The organism is Thermococcus piezophilus (assembly GCF_001647085.1).
GTDB classification, from domain to species: domain Archaea; phylum Methanobacteriota_B; class Thermococci; order Thermococcales; family Thermococcaceae; genus Thermococcus; species Thermococcus piezophilus.
Genome location: NZ_CP015520.1, coordinates 717,686 through 742,109, shown reverse-complemented (window position 1 = coordinate 742,109; position 24,424 = coordinate 717,686). Strand labels below are relative to the sequence as shown.

The following is a 24,424-nucleotide window of genomic DNA, read 5'->3' as shown; positions in this document are numbered from 1 at the left end:
CGTGTACGAGGAGGCGTTTCCTCCCAAGCTCAGGGAGTACTACCAAAAGCTCTTCGGGAGTGAAGCCAAGGAGATAATGGCCTCCCTCAGGAGGCCCGTGGAGAAGTACTACATTAGAGTCAATACCCTCAAGACGAGCCGCTCCAAGCTGATGTCCACCCTGAGGAAAGAGGGACTGAAGCCAAAACGAAGCCCCTACCTCAAGGAGGGTATATACTTCGAGAGGGAAGGCCCTAACTTTCCAGATGATTACGAGCCGGACTTACCCGTCGTAAGGGCCAACAAGTTCGCGGCGGAAAGCGTTTATCAAGGAGCAATGCTCTACGCCCCTGGAGTCCTTCAGGCGGACAAGAAGATAAAGCCCGGTGACGAGGTCGAGATTCGCGATCCGAAAGGCCTTCTCGTTGGGATTGGCATAGCAAAGATGAGCGCCAAAGAGATGATAACCTCGACCAGAGGCATAGCCGTGGAGGTAACCCTGCCGAAGTTCAAGTTACCGAGCCTGAGCGAGCTGGAGAGCTTTAAAGAGGGCTTCTTCTATGCCCAGAGCCTGCCCTCAATGGTGGTGGCGAGGGTTCTTGAGCCGAGCGAGGAGGAGCTGATAGTCGATATGGCCGCCGCTCCAGGCGGGAAGACGAGCCACATAGCCCAGTTGATGGAAAACCGCGGAGAGATAATTGCCATCGACAAGTCCAAGAACAGACTGAGGAAGATGGAAGAAGAGCTAAAGAGGCTCGGCGTCAAGAACGTCAAGCTTCTCCACATGGACTCCCGAAAACTACCCGAGCTTGGAATAGAGGCGGATAAGATACTCCTCGACGCTCCATGCACAGCCCTCGGCATAAGACCCAAGCTCTGGGAGGGTAGGACGCCTAAAGATATTGAAGCCACCGCCCGCTATCAGAGGCACTTCATCAACGCAGCGATAAAGTCCCTCAAGAAGGGAGGCATTCTCGTTTACTCCACCTGCACGCTGAGCTACGAGGAGAACGAGGCCAACGTGCGCTACATGGTGCACAAAGGTTTAAAGCTTGAAGAGCAGGGTCTCTTTATAGGCTCGTCTGGTATTGGTATGGACGAGGTCCAGAGGTTTTATCCCCACAAACACCTTACCCAGGGCTTCTTCATAGCAAAACTGAGGAAGGTGTAGGCATGGACTGGAAGAAGGTCGGCTTCCTCACCTTTGGAATCCTCATAATAATCCTGCTCATCTGGTGGGCGGGAGTAGAGGATGTAATAGGCGTTCTAAAAAAAGCGAGGCTTGACTACTTCATACTCGCCGTGCTCGTTTACATTGCGGGTGTTGTTCTCTGGGCCCTTCGCTGGGGGGTGCTCCTCAAGAGCCTCAACATAAACGCCTCCTTTAGGACGATTCTGGGCGCGATATTCGTGGGCGTTTTTGTGAACAACGTCACACCTGGGGCCCGCGGCGGCGGTGAGCCTATGAGGATGTACTACCTCTCAAAGCGCTCCAATGAGACATACGGCCCAGTTTTTGCCACAATAATGGCCGACAGAATCCTCGACCTCATTCCGGTCATCGTTATGCTGTTCCTTTCTATGGTTTACGTCTATCGCTTAGGCTCAACGACGCTGATGATAACCCTGCTCGTCCTCAACGCAATCCTTGCCGCCTTGATCGTAATAACGCTTGTTATACTCCTGAACGAGAGGAGAACCAAGAGGATTCTCTACTGGTTCTTTGGGCTGATCTCCCGGCTGATGCCAAAGAAGGCAAAAAAGTACGAGGAGAAGTTCATCCACAACATCGAGGTAAACGTCCCCAAGTTCCAGAAGGGCTTTAAACTCCTCCTGAAAGACAAAAAAGCCTTCTTACTGGCCCTAGCGTATTCCTTCGCTTTCTGGTTCCTTACCCTTCTCCGCTCCTACTTCATCTTCCTGAGCATTAAATACCCAGTTGGCCTTGAGGAGATCATGGTCGTGCAGATGATAGGCGTTGTCGCAGGTTTGATAAGCATTATTCCAGGCGGTGCAGGATTTATAGAGGCCATAAACTCGGGTGTCTACATCCTCCTAGGCATAGATAAGAACTTCGCCGTTACCGCAACGCTCATAGATAGGCTGATATCTTACTGGATACCAACGGTTCTCGGCGGCTTCCTCACAACCCACTTTGGCGTTAAGCTCAGGGAAGATAAGAAAAAGAAAGGTTTAACTGAAGAAGGGAGAATTGACAACCATGAAGTTTGGGATAGTGGCTAGGAGAGATAAAGAGGCAGCCCTCAAGCTCGCATATAAGGTCTACGACTTCCTCAAGGTCAGCGGTTACGAGGTGTATGTGGATACCGACACACACAGATACCTGGCCGAATTTCAGGAGGAAGATGTCCTCCCGCTGGAGGACTTCGACGTCGATTTTATTATCGTTATCGGGGGAGATGGGACGATTCTCAGAGTAGAACACAAAACCAAGAAGGAGATACCTTTGTTGGGCATCAACATGGGGACGCTCGGTTTTCTCACAGAGGTTGAACCCCACGAGGCTTTTTTTGCCCTGAGCAAGCTAATTGAGGGTGATTATCATATAGACGAACGCATAAAGCTGAGAACATACCTAAATGGCGAGAATGTAGTCCCTGATGCCCTCAACGAAGTGGCCATTCTAACGGGCATACCCGGAAAGATAATCCATCTGAGGTATTACATAGACGAAGGCCTCGCCGATGAAATCAGAGCCGACGGGCTGATAGTCTCAACACCGACAGGATCAACGGGCTACGCCATGTCCTCGGGAGGGCCCTTCGTGGATCCGAGGCTTGATGTAATCGTCATAGCACCCCTCGCACCGATAGCGCTAAGCTCGAGGCCAATGATAGTGCCGTCGTACAGCAAGATAGACGTGAGGAACATGGCCCTCACCAGGGAGATAATACTGGCGATCGATGGGCAGTTCTACACCTACCTAGAGCCAGAGACTGAGATAACCATAAAACTCTCCCCACGGAGGGCAAAGTTTGTGAGGTTCTCGAACGAGGTGTACCCAAAGTACACAATGAAGATCAAGCGGAAGTTTTGAGAAGGCTCTTCAAGTTCCTCACGGGGATGAACTCCCTAAGGAGAACGTTCAGCTCCCTTTCTTTCAGTGTTTCCTTATCAACAACCACGAGCACGGCAGACTTTGTTTCAACAGCGTGGTCTTTCAGTGCTGTGAGGAATCTAAAGATGGCCGTAAAGTCGTTGTACAGAATAAGAGTTTCAAGGCAGTCCACCACTATCAACCTGCCCCCGCCCCGAAGGAACTTTACTGCACTCTCAATGACGACGTGAAGCTTGGTCAGGCCGATTCCCTTGTCAGTGACTTGGGTCACCCACAGGATTTGAACGTGCTCTCCGAGGTTTTCATACTTCCAGGGGCTCCTAGTGATGACAAGCACCGGAGCGTCAATTGAAGAAATGAACTCCACAAGTTCCCTTGTGCTTCCCCCCATGTAGAGATAACCTCCAGAAGAGAGCTTCGCGCTCCCGGGAGCTTTTGAAGGGACTGGTAAGATGATTCTTTCAATGTGACTTATGTAACTTAACATGCCATAGGCTATGCCAATTATCGACAGGAAGTAGAGAACCCACTCCACAGACACAATGGGAGCCACATTCTCAGTAAAATCGTCAACGATATCAAGGGCTCGGCCTATTGTCGCTGTAAACAGGGAAACTGCCACAACCACAATGAACCTGTTGAGGGGTTCACCGTAACGTGACATCCTCTTGGCGACATAGAGCGTAGAATACCCGAGGATAATGAACAGCACAACATCAATAAAAAAGACCCAGATCGAAACATTCAGCTCCATACAACCTCCACCTCATCGGTTCTGAACTTCTGCTTTACGACCGTGTCCTCGAGGCCGAACCTGACGCCTCCGAGGTACATTCTCAATCCAGTATAAGCTATCATGGCCCCGTTGTCCCTGCACAGGTCGTACGGGGGAACGAAGAACTCTATCCCCCTGTCCTCTGTCATCGTTTTGAGCATCTCCCTAAGGCGGTTGTTGGCCGCGACGCCGCCAACGAGAACAACCTCATCCTTGCCTGTGTGGGCAACGGCCCTCTCGGTAACCTCAACGAGCGCGGCAAAGGCCGTCTCCTGGAAGGAGTATGCCAGGTCCTCAACGCGGTACTTTCTAGTCCTGTACTTCCTGACGGCCTCGGTAAGAATTCCAGAAAAGCTCAAATCCATACCCTTGACCGCGTATGGAAGCTCGATATACTTCTCGCCCTTTAAGGCGAGCCTCTCAATCTTCGGCCCTCCGGGGAAGCCTATGCCCAGCTCGCGAGCGAAGGTATCGATGGCGTTCCCGATGCCTATGTCAAGAGTCTCACCGAAAACCCTGTAACGACCTCCCTCCAACGCCAAAACCTGGGTGTTTCCACCGCTCACGTAGAGGCCGACGGGGTCTTTAACGCCGAACATTTTCGTGATCTCAACGTGGGCTATGCAGTGGTTCACTCCGATTATTGGCTTGCGGTGCTTTATGGCCAGGGCCCGTGCGGCGGTGGCAACAACACGAAGGGCAGGACCGAGACCGGGCCCCTGGGAGAAGGTTATAATGTCAACGTCCTCGATGGCTATTCCAGCCTCGTTCAGGGCCTTTCTCAGGAGGGGCCTCAAAAGCCTCGCGTGGTGCTCGGCGGCTTCCTTTGGATGGATACCCCCCTTTTCGGTGGTCAAAGTATCAAATATGTTTGCTAAGACTTTATCCTCGGTAACTATACCTATGCCAAGGGTATGTGCCGTCCCCTCTATACCTAACGTTATCATCAGGAGGGGAGGGTAAAAAGGGTATAAAAAGATTATCTGGGTCAAATTCCCGGCGGGTGATGAACACGCTTTTCAAAGGTCACAAAATCCGTCCAAGCGGCATGCGCAAGAAACTCAGCCTCAAGGTTTGGCTTCCCACCTTCAAAGGCATCATTCCTGTATGAACTTCCCACGACCTCTCCGACGAACCACGTGTGATCCCCGTAGTCCCGCTCATCCACCAGTTTGCACTCCACGTTCGCCAGGGCTTCTTTTATACTGGGGGTTTTAACAGTCTTCGATGGAACGATGGTTATTTTCATCTCTTTCAGCTTCTCAGGACCGTGTCTGGTGCCGGCTATCCAAACATCAGGGAGCATATCGAGACTCGGCACACTAATGACGAACTCGCGGTACTTCTTTATCAGCCCCCACGTGTGTCTCTTTGGAGAAACCGCGACGCCGACCATAAAGGGCTCAAAGGACACGACGGTAACCCAATCGGCGGCCATGATGTTGGTTTCCTCACCCTTTCCAGCCACCACGAGGTAAGTCCTCATCGGATAGAGGAGTCTGTACGGCTTCATGAGCATCACCAGATATAAATTGAACTTCATCTTAAAAAAGTGTCAGCGAAGGGAAAGCCAAGCCAAAGCCTTAGCAGCTCTCTCCGGCGTCGGAAAGTTCTTCAGGCCGCGCTTCTCGAGTAAATTGACGCCATCCCTGACAAGCTCCCCAGCCATGAAGTTCACGATGATGGGTTTGGGGCAGTCAGCCTCGATTACCGCCCTCGCTACCTCCTCGCTCGAGATGAATATCGGCGGAACGCAGATTACGAGGAGAGAATCAACGTTCTCGTCCCTGCAAACGACCTCGATGGTCCGCTTATAGCGCTTGTAGTCGGCATCTGCTATGAGGTCTATGGGATTCTTGACGGAGCACTGAGGCGGAAGGAAGGAGCGGAGCTCTTCAACGGTTTCATCGCCCAGTTTGGCAATTTCGAGGCCTAGCTTTTCGAGCTTGTCTGTCGCGAGAACACCAGGCCCTCCAGAGTTCGTGATTACTGCGACGCGCCTTCCAGCCTTAGGGTACATCTCAAAGGCCTTAGCAGCATCAAACAGCTCCTCCATTTCCTCGACCTCTATGGCCATAGTCTGTTTGAAGGCGGCCCTGTAAATCTCGTAGCTTCCCGCGAGAGAACCTGTGTGAGATGCCGCGGCTTTGGCGCCGCTCGCACTCTTTCCGGCTTTGAGGACTATAACTGGCTTCCTGCTCGCGGCGTAATGCAGTGCCTCCATGAAGCGTCGGCCGTCTTTAACGCCCTCGATGTAAAGGGCTATGGCCTTAGTGTTTTCATCATCAGCGAAGTATCTCAGGAAGTCGCTCTCGTTCAGATCGGCGGCGTTTCCATAGGAAACGAAGGCCGAAAATCCGATTCCTTCCTCGTTGCCCATTGCCAAAGCTGCGCCGCCAAAGGCCCCGCTCTGGCTTATCAGAGCAAGCCCCCCGGGCTTAACGCGGACTTCGAAGGAGCCAAAGAACTTCCGGTGAACACCGAAGATGCCTGCACAGTTGGGCCCAATGAGCCTGACACCGTGTCTCTTGGCTTTTTCTACCAGCTCGCGCTCCAGCTCGACGTTTCCGACCTCTGAAAAGCCAGCGCTTATAACGACGGCACCCTCGATTAAGTCACCGATTTCGTCTATGAGGGAAGGCACGAACTTGGCTGGAATGACTATTATGGCAGTATCAACCGGCTCCTCAAGCTTTGGCCGGATTTCAAAGGTTTTTCCACTAACCTGGACCGTTCCCCCTTTCGGGTTCACGGGGATTATCCTGCCCTCAAAACCACCATCCACTATGTTGCGCAGGATTTCATAGGCTATGGCGCCTTCTTTGAAGGAGCCAAAGATGGCAACGCTCCGGGGATAAAAGAAGAAGTCCATTCACTCACCCCCGAATTCGGAGGTCTCGCCATCGAGGCTCTCACTTTTCTCGATAGAGCTTTCCTTCTCTTCTTCGGCTGGCTCTTCCACCTCCTTCGAAGCGGTTCTGCGCTTCTTGAGCCAGGCTATCCCAACGACCACCACCAAAATAAGGCCAATCCAGAGGTAGGTGAAATAGTTTGGCTTCTTCTCCACTACCGTGATAATTATTGTATTGTTGGGCCCAACTTGATAGGAGCCGCCTTTAACGAGCACCTTGTTGAAGGGCATAGGTAGCTTGACGAGGGCGTTCCACATCTCCTCTGAAGAGGTCTCGCTATGGGACACCTCCGGCTTGGCGACGCCGATGACTACCAAACTGCCATTCTTCTGGCGGGCGTCGATGCTAATTACTTCCATCCTGGCCTTAAAGCTCGAGATTATCTGATTAATAATCAGAGGCGTGGCATTCGCCCCGCTGAAGGTGGCATTGAACTGGACGTAACCTTCCTGGGGGTCGTACCTGATGGAGATTTCCCTCCAGGTTGCGTTCAGGAACTTCCAATAGGAATACTGCGGAGTGTAGAGCTCTACTATGGGGATGAAGTCTCCGTTGGTCCAGACCGCGACGTTGTTGCTGAAAGCGTCTGGAGTCGGGGCAAGGTTCCTTACTTCGTAATCCTTGGGAAGGAGGAGGGTCAGCTTATCCCAGCTGTAGGCGAAAACATGGCCTCTAAAGACGAATTCCATGGGGCTACTGAGTGGACAGCTAAGGACTTTCCCATCGCTGACGAGGAAGTTGGCAATGGCAAAGGTTACCACAGCAGACCAGTTGTCAAGAACCTTAACCGGGCCCCCTTCAGGCCAGTATATTGTACTGTTGAGCCCCTTTGCCTCAAATCTCTTCTCGAAGTTGTCCTTCAGGTTGTCGTAGATCAAGCCCTTCACGAAGGACTGGAACTGCTCCTCAGCCAAGGTGGTGTTGTTAACAGCGAGTTTATTAAAGTACGCCCTGTAAAACGGATCCTTGAGCGTGGCGTATATCCTGAACTGGGCCACCCCGTCGGGGGACACCTGAATCATCATGTCTATATTGAAAAGGGGCTGGGGCTTTTCGGCCGCTGCCATGTGAGCAAGGGGTGAGCCAATCAGGAGAAGAGTCAAGATGAGTACGATGAGCCTTCTCATTCTACCACCTCCGGGAAAAATCTCCGGAAGTTGATAAAAAAGCTTATTGGTCCCTCAGCCTAATTTCAGCCCATGAGGAAAAAGTACCTCAAAGTGGTCGTCGGAGGAACCTTTGACAGGCTCCACCTCGGACATAAAGCGTTGCTGAGGAAGGCCTTCGAGGTGGGAAAGTACGTCTATGTTGGACTGACTGCCGACGAGATGGTGAGAAACAAGCCCCACGCAGATAAAATCCTTCCCTACGAGCTCCGCCTGAGGGATCTGCTCAAGTTCTTCGAGGTTAACGGCTACTCCAACTACCGGGTCATCAAGATACACACAGCCATAGGCTTCGCGGATAAGATGAAAAGCCTTGACGCCATAGTCGTCAGTGAGGAGACCTACAAAGGGGCACTCATAGTGAACAGAGCCAGAGAAGAGAGGGGCCTGAAGCCCCTCGAGATAGTGACCATCGGGATCGTAAGGAGCAGCCTCGGGGCGAAGATAAGCTCCTCCCTGATCAGGGCAGGTCTCATCGACCCGCTCGGAAACCCTAGGAAGAGAGATTCACCGTAATGCTCCCCATGTTATTGATACATACTCCATCTGACCTCCTTCCCCTCCTGAGGGTGAGGGCTCCAATGAGGAACCCCATATCCGGCGGGCAGGAAGGGGGGTGGGCTTCAATAAGGCCTCTTAGGAGTGGCATCTTGACTCTCAGGAGAGTCTTCCCTATTACCTCCAACCTGAAATAGAATAATCCCTCCGGATTCAGGAGCATCTTTCCAGCAACCTTTTTTTCAAAATATTAAAAGTCCCAACCGGGTCCGAGGAAAAGTTCCTCACCAGGAAAGAATTTAAGAGTTAAGCGTTAATTCACTCCTGGTGGTATCTATGATGAAGCTGAAGGAGCCGATAATAGCGATAAACTTCAAGACGTACATCGAGGCCACGGGCGAGAGAGCCCTTGAGATCGCCAAGGCCGCCGAGAAGGTCTGGAAGGAGACTGGAATAACCATAGTGGTCGCGCCGCAGCTGGCTGACCTTTACAGAATTGCCCAGGAGGTCGAGATTCCGGTCTTTGCTCAGCATATAGACCCGATTAAACCTGGAAGCCACACCGGTCACGTCCTCCCGGAGGCAGTTAAAGAAGCCGGGGCCGTCGGAACTCTCCTCAATCATTCGGAGAACAGAATGATTTTAGCGGACCTCGAAGCTGCCATAAGGCGCGCCGAGGAAGTTGGATTGATGACAATAGTCTGCTCCAACAATCCAGCAGTCAGTGCCGCTGTCGCCGCTCTGGGGCCAGATTACGTCGCAGTTGAACCGCCTGAGCTGATAGGAACGGGCATTCCAGTCAGCAAGGCCAAACCGGAAGTCATAACCGACACCGTCGAGCTCGTCAAGAGGGTAAACCCAGAGGTCAAAGTTCTTACCGGCGCGGGCATTTCCACTGGAGAGGACGTCAAGAAGGCTTTGGAGCTCGGAAGCGTTGGCGTTCTCCTCGCGAGCGGCGTTACCAAGGCAAAAGACCCGGAGAAGGCGATAAGGGATCTGGTATCGCTGATTGTTTGAGTTTTCCTTCTTCAACTATTTCTGACATCGACCAGCTTAAGATTTATAAGTCCTGGGGAACTCTTTTTATCGGGCAGCCCCGTGGTGTAGCGGCCAAGCATGCGGGACTTTGGATCCCGCGACCGGGTTCGAATCCCGGCGGGGCTACCATAGAAATTTGCCTTCGCAAAGTTTCATCAAAGTTTGTAGTCCATTTAAAAGGCTAATTCTGCGTGATTTTCTTTTTGAGTAGTCGTTTTTAAAGTGAGAACTCCCCAAATTATCCCCATTGGCTCCGGTTTAACTAAAAATCAACGCCCCGAGGGCGTCAAGGGAGGGTTAAATCCTTTAAAAGCTTTTTCAGGGAATTCTCGCTTAGAAAATGAGCACTCTCGGATAGAAAATCCTGTATTAGGGCCTTTTCTAAAGGTTTGATTTTGAAAAGGGTTTACGCTCAAATTGCCCTTCTGCGAGTGTTTCACTCTACAAACGGCGTCCGGTGGACACCAGTAACAAATTGAAACTACGTAGAAGGCTTCATTTAGTGTTAAACCCCAGCCAAAGTTGCCCTTGAATAGTGCACGACTAATTTTTCTACCAGTTTGATGAGGAGGGCATTCTTTTCGCCAGAAAATTTGCTAGAAGGCAAACTCGTCCACGCTGAAGCTCTCCATGACACGCTCGAAGTCGTTTTCAGGAGCGTAAACGAAGCCGCAACGGGTGCACTTAAGAACGCCGTTCTCCTCACTCAGCGGAGAGAAGCAGACCGGACAGCGGTACTCCTCGCGCTGGAGGGAATCATAGACCTCATCCTTCATCACAAGGAGGTTGAGTTCTGTCCCCCAGTCCTCGTGGAGCATGCCCCAGTAGGGCGTTTCGATGGGATAAAAGTCCTCCAAAATCAGGGCGTTTATTCCAATGCTCTTAACACCAGGCGGGAGCTTTCCTGTCGGTTCTATACTGACCACGTACTGATCGTAGAACTCGATGTGCTCCGCGCGGATCGTTAAGCCGCGGGAGAGCCTTGAGCGGAGGGGAATAATCTGAAGGAAGAGATTTTCCCGCTCGACGTCCCAGCTCGCGCTTATCGAGACGCTACCCTTCGTAAAGAATTGAGTGATATAACCGTCGTCCCTTTCTTCACCCGCCAGAGAAAAGCCCAGCTTGGCCATTGCACGGTTTAGGAAGTTCGGCCGCGGGAGCTTCTGGTAGTTTATCAGATACTCCCCCACCCATCCGGCCAGGGGCATGGAATAGCCGAGGAAGACCTGCTTCTGCACGCGGAGGTAGGCGACGCTGGGGAGCAGTTTGAACTGGTCGTACATCAAAAAAAGGGCGACATAATAATATATATGATTAACGTTAGGAACCAAAAAACTCGTCCAGACTTATGCCCTTCTTGGGCTTCTTCATCTTGGACTTCTCCTTCCTAATGTTATTCTCAAGACCTTCAGAAGGCTTGGTCTTTTTCTCAGCTTTTTTAGACTTCTTTTCAGCTTTCGTCTCGGCCTTTGACCTCTCAGCCTTTTTCTTGAGCTTCCCGTTGGCCTTAAGCTCGTCAAGGTAGCCGTTCCTGCCGTTGGACTTGCCTGTTCTGGCCTTTATCATCTTCTCGCAGATGTCGGCGGAGAAGCCCATCAAAGTCCTCTGCCTCTCTGGGAAGACTTTCTCAAAGAGGCTCTTGATGTCCTTTTCTGTCATGCATATCCTCTGCCTCGTGTAGTCCAGCACGTTGTACCGCGTAACCAACATCTTGGCCGTCGGCAGGTACTTCTCAATTGCACCTTTACTGACGGTCAGGACGATTTTGCCGCCACACTTGGGGCACTTGCCGGTGAGCGGTGGTCTCCGGTACTTCGTATTGCACTTGACGCAGCGGAACTCCTGTCTGGTGAAGCTCCTGAGGTTGCCCCTCAGGTCTGGAACGAGGTGGGAGTTGATTATCGTCTCGGCAACGTGGTGCTCGTCAACCGCGCGAATACGCTCCGCCAAAGCCAGCTGACGGGCGACCTTCTCCTCCATGTCGCTGAGTTGTTTGTACAGGCTCATCTTCGGGCCGAGGCCGATGTCATCAGTGTCGTGGGTGAACTTTATGCCCTCGTACATCTCGGGCTTTCCTAGGCGGTCCTCAACGCGCTCGATGAACTTTACCTCCTTAGGCGATTTCATCTCGTAAGTCGCCGCGTAGAACTCGAGCGGATAATACCTGACAACGTCCATGTTGTGGACCTCACTGTCTACCTCGCGCGGGTCAAGGCGGGTGGTAACAACCAGCGGCGCGTCCATCTTCCCACCGCGCTTCTCAGGGAGGTAGTACTTGCTGAAGTTCAGGAGGGCATCGAGGAGGAGCATTACTGCATCTTCGTCACCATCACAATTTGCTGTAGTAATATTATTACTAATTATTATAGTATGATACTTCGAGGCACTGAGCGAATAAACGAATTCATCTGATGGGTCAATGTACTCCACAGAGCGCACCTTGGCAAGAACTCCCATCTCAGTGGCCCTTCTGTAGGGCTGGAACTTGTGACCCTCCCATTCCTTCTTAACAGAGTTCTTCCTTCCACTTATGAAACCTACGAGCTCCATGAACTTTCTAGCCTGGATACCGTAGAGGTTTAGGAGGTAGACCTTTGAAATTGGGATTTCACTGCCATTTCTCCTGTGATACTCCTGAACCACGTTTCCAGAGTGGGAGTTTGCGTTCTTATCAACCCTCCAGCTTGCGTAGAGACCGAACTTGGAAATCAGCAGAGTGTCAATATCCTCAAGAAGTGCCTTATTCACACTATACACGACAACCATTGGCTTTGAACCTATTACAGTTCCATCTCCCTCAAAGTAGGCCCTCAGCATCTCGGCCACAAGTTCTGGAGTTAACGTGAAAACAAAGGCAGGAACTCTCTTCGTGTGTGCGTTTCTTCCAGCTTTCAGCACCTCCGTGAAGAGAAGGTACAGGATGCGTGAGCCGACAGTAACCTTCTCGCCCCTCTCATGAATTCCAAAGCCCTCGCCGAAGGCCTCCCTTAAAGCTTTCTTGAGGTCTTCCCTAGCCTCTTCGTCCGCTATCGAGAAGCTTATCTGATAAACGCTGTTGCTCTTCCTAGCGTAACCCTCGGCCAAGTAATAGCCAAGAACCCTCATAAGGGGTCTTATCGGTACGAACCTCTTTATCCGAACCCTATCGCGCTTGAAAGCCATCCAGCAGTCTGGAACATCTTCAATCGAAAGCCCATTTTCTTTTAGAATTCTCAAAAGTTCTCCCAATGGTATGGAGTCCCTGCGTATATAATCCCCTTTAACATCAGTACCAAGTGAGGAGAGCCAGCTTGAGAGCCCACGAACCATGATGACGTCCCACAGACTCTTAAACCGCTCATCTGAAAATGCCCTAAGCAAGTCAAAGCTTTCAATGTCATACTCTTCAAATTCAAACCGGGGAACGAGTATCCTGTCGCCCTCCTTGACCTCAAATGCCCTCTTCTCTATGAATTTCCCGTTTTCGTAGACAAGAACCGGATGGTCGACGGTTGTCTCAAAGGACCTTCCCAACTCAAGCTCGAAGCGAATGGTGTGGTCAGTGCTTGGAGCTTTGATGACATCCTCGATATCTGTCAGAACGACCTTTCCGCTCTCCGGATCGAAGGAGTAGACATTAACGTCAACCTTCGGTCTCTTCCTGACGTAAACCATGTTCTCGTAGTGTTCATCCTCGAAGAGCTCGTAGAGCTCTCTAAGCGTTATTCTCATTGGCATTCCATCAATCTGGACAAGTATCCTTGTGTCACCCGGGAAGCAGTTCCTTCTCTTCGCGGCATGATAATACGGGTGGGCATAACCAACCAGCACGTCGGAAAAGCCTATTATCCTGCCAATGATTCCGGCAGACGTGTGGGGGGCAAGACCGATGACGAGGTGGCCTATCAAATCCTCCATCTTCTCGGCGTTGTAGAACCTCGGCAGTCCGTAGAACTTCTCAAGCAGGTCATCTATGAAGCGTGCGACTTTGAGGAGATATCTGCCAGCCTCGTAGGAAAGGATTACGTCCTGCACCTTGAGCTCGACTATCTGATCGTCCCGCTCTAACGGTTTACCCTCGAAGTCGTGGGTGTAGCCGAGCTCGCGGAGCTTCTCAACGCTTACGCCTATCTCCCGCGGCTTGAAGTGGGTTATTGGGGCATCGGTGGCGTCGAAACGGATTGTACCATCTTTAAAGACGTAGACGTCGTTCTTGGTCCGGAGGAGGCCTTTCTCTAAAGGCTCGGCCATCTTGTAGCCGGAGGTCATTCCCTGGACACCCTTGAGCTTGTCTATGCCGTAGACCTTAACGTTCTCCATGGCAGCGCGGAGAAGCGCAGAGGGTTTTATCCTCCGCCTGGCGTAGGGCTTGAGCTCGATCCCACACCTCGGACACCGGAAGTCGAAGTTATCGGCCTCACCCTCACGATAATCAGTGCTGCACTTCGGGCAGTGCCAGAGAAGCTCTTTCCTCGTTCCGCAGCTCGGACATATATGTTCTAACCCAACGTGACCGCATTTTGGACACTTGAAGAAGGCTATCTCCACCTCCGTAGTCTTACCTTCTTCGGCGGCCTTCTTTATGTCACGGGAGCTTCCACCGGCGAGACCGATCGGGAAAAGCACCTGAACGGGTGGCTTCATCTTCCTCTCTTTGGCCTTCTCGGGCCTGCCCATTCTCGCGCCGATCCAGCTTATACCCCGATCGCGGAGCTTAATCCTATTGCCCTTGTTGATGATGTCAATTACTGTGTGAAAGGGCTTGGCCTTGAATTCCCACTCGAGGTTGCCGAGGGGAGTCAGTAATGCGGCACTCCAGGGATATTCGATTACGATAACCTTCTTCCGATCTTCCGTCCGCTCCAATCGGTGCGGAAGGCCCAAAAGCTCGAGGTAGCGCTTTATCTTCGAGTCGTTGTCGAGGACGACTTTTCTCGCGAACTTGTTTTTCATGTGCTCGTCCCACTCGATTTGAGCGCCGAGAAGGGCCCTCTGGAGATCCTCAACTTCCTCCGGCTTTAGTGTGTTCCAGTAGAGGGTGTAGTTGGGGTGGAAGGGAATGTCGAGAACCTTGGAGATGTGTATGGCTTCTTCAATGCTCGGCCTGACGCGGAGAGGGTCTTTAAGGAGCCTTTCAAGGAAGTCAGGATCAAGCTCGACGTATTCAGCGGCCTCTTCTACCGCCTCGCGTGGGTTGTCCTCGAAGGGCTTCAGCTCGACCTCGTAGATATCCGCGATAGCTTTAGCAAACTCCTGAATCCACCATTCTTCAGCGTAGTTGGCAGGCAAGAGAGTCTGATTGTTCTCAACAAAGTCGCCAAAGTTGACAAGGGCGTCGCCGACGTAGAGTATCTCCTCGATTTTGTCGCGGATTTTGAGGGCGGTTTGATAGTCGTCAACTCGGATAACCGAGCCATCCTTGAGCTTGACTATCGGGCCTTCGACGGTGGTTGCGGGGGTTACGATACAGCCCTTTCCGGGGCGTTCAGTCTTCATCTGCGTGCCTATGGCTATGAACTCGTCGAGGATGAGCATGGTTGCAGGATTGACGCTCCAGGTTGCGAAGCCACTAACCCTCGAACGGCCGTATCTAAGCCTGAAGCCACCGTTAGTGGAGGGTTCGGCGAAGAGCGGCCTGCCACCGATTATCTCCTTCGTGTACTTCTTGTTGGGAGCGATATTGGCCCTGAACTTCTCGTAGAGTTCGTAGTAGAAGCCCTTCTCAATTTTCTCCTCAACTTTCTCAGTGGGAGCTTCTTCACCGGCGCTCTCGACCGTCTCTTCCTTGACCTCAGCTTTGCCTTTCTCCTTCGCCTCGACGAACTCCTTTATCCAGTCCCAGCCCTCTATGCCCATCTTGTCAATGTACTTGACGAGCTTCTTGGCCTTCTGGAGGACACCTTCAGCAAGAACGAGGATTGCACCGCCGCGCAGGTGGTTGGTCTCCACTCCAGGAACATCGCGGTGGGAAACTTCAACCTTGTCGGTCTCTTCGCCGGTTATCTCTATGGGGATGTTCTTCATGGCAAGTCTTACTTCGTCTGCCTCCGGATGATACTGGAGCCTCGTAACTGCCCGGTGGTAGAGGTCTATCTCCTCAACCATTCTCTCAATGTGTTTCTCGCTCGGCTTGAACCTGTCGAGGCCGAGCTTTTTTCTCACGTAATCGCCAACGAGAACACTCAAAGCCTGGGCCGTTCCACCAGAGCTTCTTATTGGCCCGGCATAGTAGAGGGCCAAGTACTCACTCCTATCAGCCCACTCGTTGCGCTTGATTTTAACGTCGGCTATTCCTTCCAGCGGGGCGGAGACGATGCCCTCAGTGAGAATAGCAAGGGCCGTCCTTACCGCCTGCTCTGCGTATTTCTCCTTGCCCCCAAGGTCACCGAATTTGCCGTCTATTATCTCGTCAACGACCTTAAGGGCGGCCAGTTCCTTTCCATACTCTTTGACGAGCGCCCTAATCCTCTCGGCAACGCCTGGAGGGCCAACAAGGCTTTCGACACGACCGGCCATGTCAGTAGCTTGAGGAACCTCAACATCGGTGCTCGGGTCCTTACCCTGAGCGCGGGCCTTTCTCGCTATCTCGTAGGCCCTGTCAATCTCGCGCTGGAGAGATTCAAAGTAAGCTTTCATTTCTTCAGAATACAGCTCGGCCATTGTCAAACACCCTCACAGTACTGGTCAAAGTTCACAACGGCCCTCAAACGGGCGGTTTCCACATCGATTATTGGAACCCTTGCCGGGGTAGGAACGATGTTCACCATCTTCTGGAACTCCGTCTGGGCCTGCCATGTGCCGGTGTTTATCAAAAAGACGCCGTTGTAAATCTTATACTGCATAACATGGACGTGGCCAGCCTGGAAGAGGTCTGGAACGCTCTCTATGACAAGGGTATCTTCCGGATCCGGAGCTATTGGCACCTTCTCACCGAAGGTTGGTGCAAGGTGGCGGAGCTTGAGGAGGTCGAGCATTGCCTCCGCAGGCCTGTGATGGGTTCTGTTCGGGATAAAGCTGACGACGTCCTCTATCCCCCTTCCGTGAGCTATGAGAAAGTCCCTGCCATGAAGCCTTACCACCGCAGGATTGCTTATTATGACCGCGTTCTTGAGCTTAAGGAGAGGTCTGGCATATTCTTCGTAAAAGCCCGGCTGAGGAAGGGCCGTTCTGGCCGCATCGTGGTTGCCCGGGCCAATAAACATTGTTATATGGTCCGGCACGTTGGAGAGGAGGTTCGCCAAAGCCTCGTACTGATCGAAAATGTCAGGAATAGCAAGCTCGTTGTACTGGCCGGGATAGATGCCTATGCCATCAACGACGTCGCCAGCGATTATCATGTACTTAATCCGGCTCACGAGCTCCTCCTCGGCCCTGTTGTTGACATCTCCGTTGAGCCACTCGAGGAAGCGCATAAAGGCTTTCTCGCAGAACTTATTGCTTCCGACGTGGACGTCACTGAGCAGAACAGCGTAGACCTTTTCCTCAAGGGGAGGCTTTTCGCGCTTGAACTTTGGAACGTCCGGCAGGTAAATCTTATCCGCGAAGAAGATGCCCATTCCAGAGTAGCGACCCTTGAAGGCCACCACAGCGTCGGGCATTATCTCGAAGAACTTCTTCGAGTCCTCGTTGTTGCGGTTTATGAAGACCTTGATTATTCCCGTGTTGTCCTCAACCTCGAACATGAAACCCTTAGCAGTCTCCCTTTTAGAGTTCACGAGGCCGATTATCGTGACGTCATCATCGGTTCTAACGTAACTTAGCTTGGCTATGTCTATTACACTGCCTATCTCCGGATTCTCGCGAAGAATACGGCGCATCTTCTTGAGCCTGCTCCTGAAGTAGTCCGCATAGACCTTGATTATTATCTCCCCCTCCTTGCCCCGGGCGTCCTTGGCCTTCGGAATGGTGAACTTGGCGTCCTTGACATCGAAGGCAATTTCATAATCCTCTGGAATCTCTTTGGCCCTGTAGTAGAAGCCTTCCTTTGGAGATATCCTAAAGGCAGAATAGACTGAATAGCTCTTCTCTTCTTCAGGAACCTCCTCGACGTAGGCTATCGGAACACCATAGTCACCGTAGACTATCCCCGGCTTGACGCCGTTATCGGCCTCCTCACTGCTCACGTAGCTGGGGACATTGCCATTGTCGTTTCCAGTCGGAGCCTCTTCGACTGAAAGCCCCCCTTCCACTGGAAGGGTTTCATCAGCAACCTCAGAAATGGAGGCCTCCATGACTTCGGTTTCAGATTCAGAGTCACCTATAAAGGGGGATTCCCCCAGAGTTCCAGTGGAAATATAACTCTCCCCCCCAGAAAAGTTGGGCTCTTCTTGCCCCAACAGGCCCATTTCAGACATATCACCCCCGCTTTCAGAGGAGGTTCCAGTGGAAATAGACGTTCCTTCGTCAGCACTATGAACAGCAGCCACAGTTGTCAGTTCGAGTATTTCTCCATCCACAGCAGACGAGTCGATAGTTCCAGGCGTTTCAACAAGCATTTCAGCTTCAGAAGCCATATCTTCTGAAGTTTGCTCTTCAACATGGGGGTGGAATTCTGCAGAAGAAGAGATCGAACTTTCCAATGGAGCCATGCCCTTCTCCATGAGAAACTCCCTGGCGACGGTGGAGTCTATTACAAAGGTACCCCTTGTCTTGGCGAACTTGATGAGCTCAGCGAGAGTAAAGTCCTTCTTATAGCCATCAACAAGGAGGTAATAGGCCGACGGAGTGATTAGATAGTTGTTAGCCATTAAATCCTCAATCAGACCCATCAGAGCAACCTCCTCTGGCGGGACATGCTTATAGTGAGCACCGTCTGGAGCTGGTGATCATGACGGTATATGTTCTTGACCTTATAAGGAGTTACGTTGAGCCTTATCTCCTTGGTTCTACCATAGCGGCCCTTGCTGACGACCTTGGCGTTTATGATGCCGAGCATATCTAGTTCATTTATTAAATCACTCACGCGCCTCTGAGTTAGCGGTTCAAGGTCTATGTGGTCGCAGAGGGACTTGTAGACAGAATAGACGTCGCCAGTGTTTGCGGGCAGCTCGCCGTTCTCGTCCAGGAGAACGATAGCATAGAGGAGAACCTTTGAGTGGAGCGGAAGGGTCTTTATGACCTCCTCCATGGTGTCCTGCTCTATCTTCTCTTGGGCCTTCCAGACGTGGCGCTCGGTTACCTTGCTCGCCCCTTCGCGCTCGGCTATTTCTCCAGCGACGCGGAGCAGGTCAAGGGCGCGCCTTGCATCACCGTGCTCGCGGGCTGCCAAGGCAGCACAGAGGGGAACTACACTGTCATCGAGAACACCTTCGTTAAAGGCATCCTTAGCACGCTGCATGAGTATATCCCGCAGCTGATTGGCGTCGTAAGGTGGGAAGACAACCTCCTCCTCGCTTAGACTTGAAAGAACGCGCGGGTCCAGGTAGTCCTTGAACTTGAGGTCGTTGGATATGCCAATTATGCTAACCTTCGCCCGGTGAAGTTCGGTGTTTATCCTCGTGAGAGAGTAAAGAATATCGTCACCGCTCTTTTTGATGAGTTTGTCAATCTCATCGAGGACTATGATGACGAAGCGCTCTTTGGCATCTATGACCACCTTGAGCTTGGAGTACACCTCATCGGTCGGCCATCCTACGAGCGGAACTTCAACGCCACTCTCCTCGCGGAAGTGGTTCACTATGTTGGCAAGAACACGGTACTGTGTGTCGACTATCTCACAGTTGACATAGATAACATCAACGGGAACGTTGTACTTTTGGGATATCTTCTTCAGCTCCTCTGTGACGAACTTTATGGTGACGGTCTTACCAGTACCGGTTTTGCCGTAGACGAAAACGTTGGAAGGAGTTTCACCTCTAAGAACCGGAACGAGAATGTGCGCAAGGTTCTCAATCTGTTCACGCCTGTGAGGAAGCTCTCTGGGCGTATAGCTATGCCTTAAAACCTCCTTATTTTTGAAAATCTTCTTGGCATGAAGATACTTCTCGAAGATTGAATCAAGGTAATTGTCGTCCATCAGCACCACCCATTCCACTGGAAATCCAGCTCCAGCCGTGATTATTGTACAGAGCTCCGAATCACAGTTGGAACATATGACAATTTTAAAGACAATAACTGTAAATCATACGACTTCATCATTGTGATCATGAACGCTAAACATGTGCTCCACAGGAAGCACCGGATACAGAGGAAAGCGTAGGTAGTGAGCTTCAGGGGTTTATATGCCTTGTTGAACAGAGGGATGTAAAAAGAATAGAGGGCCAACAGAAAAATCGTCAGAGATATATTGTGTTGTCCAGTTCACGAGAGTTAGCCTCTTCCTGGGCCTCGAATATCTCTTTGAGCAGCCGTTTGGCATCGGCTTCAGGCATTCCGACTTTAACCACCAGGAAGCGGAGAAGTTCTTCCCGTGTAGCCCCTTTCTGAAGCCTCTCGAAGATCATCCAGACAATGCGATCAAACACATCCCTGGCAAAGGCCTCCTCTAAGCCAAGGGCCTCGACGGCCGATTGAAGACCTACCAGAAGTGACGTCAAGGCATCATTGAACTCGGCCTTACCCAGGGATTTCTTGTCGAGGTCCACACGGAGGTATATCTCATCGTTCATCCCGGAGAGTGTGAATTTCATTAGGTTGACTCTATCATTGAGCAGGAGAAGTGTGTGGTAAATCTTCAAGCGCTCGTCTTTCGTCATGGAAATGGTCTCAAGACGAAGAGGAACTATCAGATGGACAAAGTCATTAGAGAACATCACGATAAGGCCAAATGGCATATGGGGATGCTCAGCAACGTAAGCGTTCTGACCGACGTTTTTTATGACCCAGGGAAGATCCACAATGTCCTTAGCGTTGTCGTCACCATCCCTAAGCCAGCTGAGAACTTGATTCTCAATATCTTCCACTGGAATCACCAAGGGAACTTTCGATTCGAAACTTAATAACGGTATCGTTCCAGCGGAAACTGAAGGAGTCAAAGAACATAATAGTGCATCAAACATTTACATTCGAAAATGAACAATAGCATCCAAGTGGGCATTTCCACTGAAAGCAGAATGAACATTTTTGGGCAGAAAATAATGTACACTAATGCTCCAAATCGTACTATTTTGGTAAACATATATACTAAACACAAGACAGAACATTAAACGGTTTCGTAGTCCCCCAGAGTTCTGTTTCCAGTGGAGGCGGACTTTGGCTACTCCCATATTATCCCTTGATCTTTGGTGAAACTCTCCCGTTCTTTTTACAATTACCAATATTTATATTTTTTCATGAACAATGTTCATAAAAAAATCTCAAACTCATAAAGATCATGAAAATTAGTCTAAATATTCAAAGAGCAGATTTAAAATCTGTTGATTTTATGTTTGTAATGTTCTTTATAAATGGAGCTTTCTGTTTTTTCGGGCATGTAATCCATCCATTCTCCAAAATTGGGTTCCAGTGGAAATGAAACTCTGGGGGGTCTTTCAAATAATCATCGAAAAAGACCTTTGTTTCCAGTGGAAATCTAACTCCATTACTGGACACCACAAAGCATTAATGATACTTTTTTAAACCTGCCAACGATAGTGTACAACATGATTCCAGTACCCCTCGTTAGAAGACTCTTGAAGCTCAAGATTCGGGTGAGCAGGAACAAGCTTCTCCTAATTGCTACTGTGGTTCTGGGACTGGCGTTAGCTTTTGCGGGTCTGTTCATGTATTTGGAGGGTGTGGACTTCTTTACTGCGTTCTACTGGGCAATAATAACCATGGCCACGATCGGCTATGGGGACATAATCCCCCAAACCGAAGCCGGCCGGATAGTAGCTATGATAGCCGCTGTCGCTGGAATCTCGACTTTCACCGCCCTGGTTTCCATTCTAGCTGAATATTTCATTTCATCGTCTTTGAGGAGGATGACGGGCATGCATCGCGTAAGGTATTCTGGACATTACGTTATCATAGGTCAGGGAAGTAGCGTTCCCAGCTGTGTGAGTGAGCTCATGTCGGCGATTTCCTCTGGAGATGCTGATGCAAGACCAATAGTCGTTGTTCTCCCCTGTGAAGAGGAGCGCAAAAAACTGGAACTTCCGGAAGAGGTGGAGGTTCTCATCGGGGATCCCACGAATAGAGAGACTCTTGAGAGGGCCAAGGTAGGGGATGCGTCCTATGTGATACTTTCCCTCGAGGACGACTCGAAGTCTGTCTTCACAACCCTAATGATAAAGCGCATATCTGATGCAAAAGTCTTCGTGGAAGCACTGAAGCCAGAGAGCGTCGAGCTGCTTAAGCAGGCAGGTGCCGACAGGGTTATAACAAGCAGGAGCCTCGCGGGCAGACTTTTAGCGAGTTCAGTCTTCGAACCAGAAGTCGTTGATGTCATAGATGACCTGACGACCACCTCCAGGGGCTATGACATATCCACTATTGTAAGGAAGAACCTCTGGGGTGTTCCATACATCGAGGCGTTTCAGAAGCTTTATTCGGAGGGCTACTTCCTCGTCGGTTACTACACTGATAGGGCTATCCTCGGACCGAATCTCAATGAACCCATCCCGGAAGGGGCAAAACTGCTCGTGATAAGGAGTGTTGTTTCCACTGGAAAAGGCTGAACTCCTGGGATTTCTGGGCTTTTACTTTATTGTCCTGTGCTTACTCCGCTAAATTTGGCTAATTTGATGGTCTTTTGGCTTTAGAACCAAAATCTTAAAAGTTCATTTCCCTGAGAAAAGTATATAACCCTCTAGTTTTTACCCCTATGGAAGGTAGTCGTAGCGGGTGAGTGGGATGCCGAAGAAAAAGAAGGCTGAGGATGAAATAAAAGAGCTCGAGGAGTTTGAGGAGCTCGACGTTGTTGGAGAGTCATCATCAAGCTCAACCAAGAAGAAGCAGAAAGAGATTAAAACGTTAGAGGATCTTCCTGGCGTTGGTCCCGCTACTGCCGAGAAGCTCCGCGAGGCTGGCTACGACAGCATTGAGGCTATAGCCGTTGCATCTCCGATGGAGCTTAAGGAGATAGCCGGTATAAGCGAGGGGGCGGCACTTAAGATAATCCAAGCTGCCAGAGAGGCAGCTAACATAGGAACCTTCATGCGCGCTGACGAGTACATGGAAAAGCGGAGGACCATAGGCAAGATATCCACCGGAAGCAAGAGCCTCGATAAGCTGGTCGGAGGTGGTATAGAAACCCAGGCCATAACCGAGGTCTTCGGTGAGTTTGGAAGCGGTAAGACCCAGCTGGCCCACACTCTGGCAGTAATGGTTCAGCTTCCGCCAGAGGAAGGTGGACTTCAAGGTTCAGTCATCTGGATAGACACGGAGAACACTTTCAGGCCCGAGAGAATACGGCAGATTGCTGAAAACCGCGGTCTCGATCCGGAGGAGGTCCTCAAGAACATCTATGTTGCAAGGGCATTCAACAGCAACCACCAGATGCTTCTTGTCGAGAGGGCAGAGGAGATAATCAAGGAGAAAGCCGAGACTGAGAGGCCCGTCAAGCTGATCGTCATAGATTCGCTTATGGCCCACTTCAGAAGTGAGTACATTGGAAGGGGAACTCTTGCCGAGAGGCAGCAGAAGCTGGCAAAGCACTTAGCAGACCTTCACCGCATCGCTGACCTCTACGACATAGCAGTCTTCGTCACCAACCAGGTCCAGGCGAAACCTGACGCCTTTTTCGGCGATCCGACGAGGCCCGTTGGAGGTCATATACTCGCACACTCCGCGACGCTGAGGATATACCTCAGGAAGGGCAAGGCTGGAAAGCGCGTCGCCAGGCTTATAGACAGCCCGCACCTGCCCGAGGGAGAGGCTATATTCCGCATCACCGACAAGGGCGTCGAGGACTGAGTTAGCTTTTTAACCCCTCTTCTTTACCTCTTCCCATGTCAAAAGTTAAGGCAGTGACGAACCCCTCCCGCGAGGAGCTTCTAGGGATAATCGATTCCGCGCTATCAAAGGAGGCCATGCTGACGATTTTTGCCCGGTGTAAGGTTCACTACGACGGCAGGGCTAAGAGCGAGCTCGGTTCTGGCGACAGGGTTATACTTGTCAAGCCCGACGGTGCTTTTCTCATTCACCAGAGCAAGAAGCGTGAGCCTGTCAACTGGCAACCGCCCGGAAGCTTCGTAACCGTCGAGGAGCGCGATGGGATTATCGTCCTCCGATCCGTAAGAAGGAAGCCCAAAGAAATCCTTGAAGTCGAGCTGGAGGAGGTTTACCTCGCCTCTCTCTTTAAGGCCGAGGACTACGAGGAGCTGGCATTAACCGGCAGCGAGGCTGAGATGGCGGAGATGATATTCAAAAACCCCGAGCTAATTGAGCCTGGCTTCAGGCCCCTCTTCCGCGAGAAGTCCATTGGCCACGGCATAGTGGACATCCTTGGAAGGGATAGGGAGGGCAACCTCGTGGTTCTGGAGCTCAAGCGCAGGAGGGCAGACCTCCACGCGGTGAGTCAGCTCAAGCGCTACGTTGAGGCTTTGAGGGCTGAGCACCCAGCCGTCAGGGGAATTCTCGTCGCACCTTCGCTTACCTCTGGCGCTAAGAAGCTCCTTGAAAAAGAAGGTCTGGAATTCAGACGGGTTCAGCCGCCCAAGAGGGAAAGCGTAGCTAAGGGCAGGCAAACGACGCTGTTTTAGCCAATGTCCATCTCCTGCGGGAGCATCTCCCTGACCCTGACGAGCAGAAGTGTATTCTTCTTCCTTATCTCTACGATTCTTCCCAGTCCCAGCAGCCTCACCTGCGCCCTGCAGACTGTGATTTCTCTTTCGTCGCTCTCCTCCCATGGAATGCGCTGCTCCATGCTCTCGAGTTTTAGCAACTCGGCGAGGAGTCCTTCCGTTCCGATGGTTATATCCTGGTAGGTTTCGTATGTGAGAAAGACCCTTCCCAGCTCGCGCGCCCTTTCGAGGGCTACGACATTCCTCGCGCTTCTGATTTCCAGCGTCTTGTAGGGGCTTCTTAGGAGTTCATCCAGAACGCGTCTTGCGATTCCAGCTAAGGTCACTGCCTCCAT

General features: G+C 51.3%; 21 protein-coding genes and 1 tRNA gene. 9 read left to right on the top strand and 13 right to left on the bottom strand.

The genetic code is table 11. From position 1 onward, the window contains the following. Nucleotide 1 precedes the first annotated feature (1 nt). Genes A7C91_RS04000 through A7C91_RS03990 form a run of 3 tightly spaced genes read left to right on the top strand, consistent with a single transcriptional unit; the run spans nt 2 to nt 3,037 of the window. Nucleotides 2–1,150, top strand: a complete 1,149-nt coding sequence (locus tag A7C91_RS04000; protein WP_068665109.1) for an RsmB/NOP family class I SAM-dependent RNA methyltransferase — start codon at nt 2–4, stop codon at nt 1,148–1,150. 2 nt (nt 1,151–1,152) lie between these two features. After that, nucleotides 1,153–2,223, top strand: a complete 1,071-nt coding sequence (locus A7C91_RS03995) for a flippase-like domain-containing protein (RefSeq protein WP_068665107.1) — start codon at nt 1,153–1,155, stop codon at nt 2,221–2,223. Continuing rightward, nucleotides 2,201–3,037 carry an NAD(+) kinase gene (locus A7C91_RS03990; protein WP_068665105.1) on the top strand — a complete coding sequence of 279 codons (837 nt, stop codon included), beginning with the start codon at nt 2,201–2,203 and terminating at the stop codon, nt 3,035–3,037. Before A7C91_RS03995 ends, A7C91_RS03990 begins: the two co-directional genes overlap by 23 nt. Here A7C91_RS03990 and A7C91_RS03985 read toward each other — a convergent pair. From A7C91_RS03985 to A7C91_RS03965, 5 genes are read right to left on the bottom strand one after another with little or no spacing between them, the layout of a single operon-like run. Further along, nucleotides 3,021–3,812: a DUF835 domain-containing protein gene (locus A7C91_RS03985; protein WP_068665103.1), complete on the bottom strand. Its 792-nt coding sequence runs from the start codon at nt 3,810–3,812 to the stop codon at nt 3,021–3,023. The two genes, A7C91_RS03990 and A7C91_RS03985, sit on opposite strands and share 17 nt — an antisense overlap. Further along, nucleotides 3,803–4,780 (bottom strand): bifunctional N(6)-L-threonylcarbamoyladenine synthase/serine/threonine protein kinase, encoded by a 978-nt coding sequence (locus A7C91_RS03980; protein WP_068667393.1) that lies wholly within the window; start codon nt 4,778–4,780, stop codon nt 3,803–3,805. Before A7C91_RS03980 ends, A7C91_RS03985 begins: the two co-directional genes overlap by 10 nt. Nucleotides 4,781–4,821: 41 nt before the next feature. Beyond that, the gene (locus A7C91_RS03975) at nt 4,822–5,346 is read right to left on the bottom strand and encodes a flavin reductase family protein (protein ID WP_068665101.1); all 525 of its coding nucleotides are present in this window, start codon (nt 5,344–5,346) and stop codon (nt 4,822–4,824) included. A 42-nt stretch (nt 5,347–5,388) separates the two neighbouring features. Next, entirely contained in the window at nt 5,389–6,705 is a 1,317-nt protein-coding gene (locus A7C91_RS03970; RefSeq protein ID WP_068665099.1) for an acetate--CoA ligase family protein, read from the bottom strand. Further along, nucleotides 6,706–7,872: a hypothetical protein gene (locus tag A7C91_RS03965; RefSeq protein ID WP_068665097.1), complete on the bottom strand. Its 1,167-nt coding sequence runs from the start codon at nt 7,870–7,872 to the stop codon at nt 6,706–6,708. It lies immediately after the preceding gene. Nucleotides 7,873–7,944: 72 nt separating this feature from the next. Here A7C91_RS03965 and coaD point away from each other — a divergent pair, with 72 nt between their 5' ends. Further along, nucleotides 7,945–8,427: a phosphopantetheine adenylyltransferase gene (gene coaD / locus A7C91_RS03960; protein WP_068665095.1), complete on the top strand. Its 483-nt coding sequence runs from the start codon at nt 7,945–7,947 to the stop codon at nt 8,425–8,427. Here the strand turns inward: coaD and A7C91_RS03955 are convergent. Then, a complete protein-coding gene (locus A7C91_RS03955) occupies nt 8,405–8,632 on the bottom strand; it encodes a hypothetical protein (protein WP_068665093.1) in 228 nt (75 codons plus the stop codon). The two genes, coaD and A7C91_RS03955, sit on opposite strands and share 23 nt — an antisense overlap. Before the next feature lie 113 nt (nt 8,633–8,745). On the opposite strand from A7C91_RS03955, the gene tpiA reads away from it, so the two are divergent. Beyond that, nucleotides 8,746–9,426: a triose-phosphate isomerase gene (gene tpiA, locus A7C91_RS03950; protein WP_068665091.1), complete on the top strand. Its 681-nt coding sequence runs from the start codon at nt 8,746–8,748 to the stop codon at nt 9,424–9,426. A 75-nt stretch (nt 9,427–9,501) separates the two neighbouring features. Beyond that, nucleotides 9,502–9,576: transfer RNA gene (locus tag A7C91_RS03945), tRNA-Gln, on the top strand. 467 nt (nt 9,577–10,043) lie between these two features. Here A7C91_RS03945 and A7C91_RS03940 read toward each other — a convergent pair. From A7C91_RS03940 to A7C91_RS11090, 6 genes are all read right to left on the bottom strand, one after another. After that, a complete protein-coding gene (locus A7C91_RS03940; protein WP_068667392.1) occupies nt 10,044–10,730 on the bottom strand; it encodes a hypothetical protein in 687 nt (228 codons plus the stop codon). A 37-nt stretch (nt 10,731–10,767) separates the two neighbouring features. After that, nucleotides 10,768–16,086: a DNA-directed DNA polymerase II large subunit gene (locus A7C91_RS03935; protein WP_068665089.1), complete on the bottom strand. Its 5,319-nt coding sequence runs from the start codon at nt 16,084–16,086 to the stop codon at nt 10,768–10,770. A 2-nt stretch (nt 16,087–16,088) separates the two neighbouring features. Next, the gene (locus A7C91_RS03930) at nt 16,089–18,194 is read right to left on the bottom strand and encodes a DNA-directed DNA polymerase II small subunit (protein ID WP_068665087.1); all 2,106 of its coding nucleotides are present in this window, start codon (nt 18,192–18,194) and stop codon (nt 16,089–16,091) included. Beyond that, the gene (locus A7C91_RS03925; protein ID WP_068665085.1) at nt 18,194–19,441 is read right to left on the bottom strand and encodes an ORC1-type DNA replication protein; all 1,248 of its coding nucleotides are present in this window, start codon (nt 19,439–19,441) and stop codon (nt 18,194–18,196) included. Before A7C91_RS03925 ends, A7C91_RS03930 begins: the two co-directional genes overlap by 1 nt. 259 nt (nt 19,442–19,700) lie before the next feature. Next, nucleotides 19,701–20,327, bottom strand: a complete 627-nt coding sequence (locus A7C91_RS03920; protein WP_068665083.1) for a DUF8183 domain-containing protein — start codon at nt 20,325–20,327, stop codon at nt 19,701–19,703. A gap of 430 nt (nt 20,328–20,757) precedes the next feature. Further along, nucleotides 20,758–20,955: a hypothetical protein gene (locus A7C91_RS11090; RefSeq protein ID WP_199920106.1), complete on the bottom strand. Its 198-nt coding sequence runs from the start codon at nt 20,953–20,955 to the stop codon at nt 20,758–20,760. Between the two features lie 50 nt (nt 20,956–21,005). Here A7C91_RS11090 and A7C91_RS03915 point away from each other — a divergent pair, with 50 nt between their 5' ends. The 3 genes from A7C91_RS03915 to nucS all read left to right on the top strand — a co-directional run bounded on the left by A7C91_RS03915 (nt 21,006) and on the right by nucS (nt 24,047). Further along, nucleotides 21,006–22,022, top strand: a complete 1,017-nt coding sequence (locus A7C91_RS03915; protein ID WP_068665081.1) for a potassium channel family protein — start codon at nt 21,006–21,008, stop codon at nt 22,020–22,022. A 175-nt stretch (nt 22,023–22,197) separates the two neighbouring features. Beyond that, nucleotides 22,198–23,259 carry a DNA repair and recombination protein RadA gene (radA, locus tag A7C91_RS03910; protein WP_068665079.1) on the top strand — a complete coding sequence of 354 codons (1,062 nt, stop codon included), beginning with the start codon at nt 22,198–22,200 and terminating at the stop codon, nt 23,257–23,259. A 35-nt stretch (nt 23,260–23,294) separates the two neighbouring features. After that, a complete protein-coding gene (nucS, locus tag A7C91_RS03905; protein ID WP_082871980.1) occupies nt 23,295–24,047 on the top strand; it encodes an endonuclease NucS in 753 nt (250 codons plus the stop codon). Here nucS and A7C91_RS03900 read toward each other — a convergent pair. Continuing rightward, nucleotides 24,044–24,424 (bottom strand): DUF473 domain-containing protein, encoded by a 381-nt coding sequence (locus tag A7C91_RS03900; protein ID WP_068665077.1) that lies wholly within the window; start codon nt 24,422–24,424, stop codon nt 24,044–24,046. The genes nucS and A7C91_RS03900 overlap by 4 nt on opposite strands.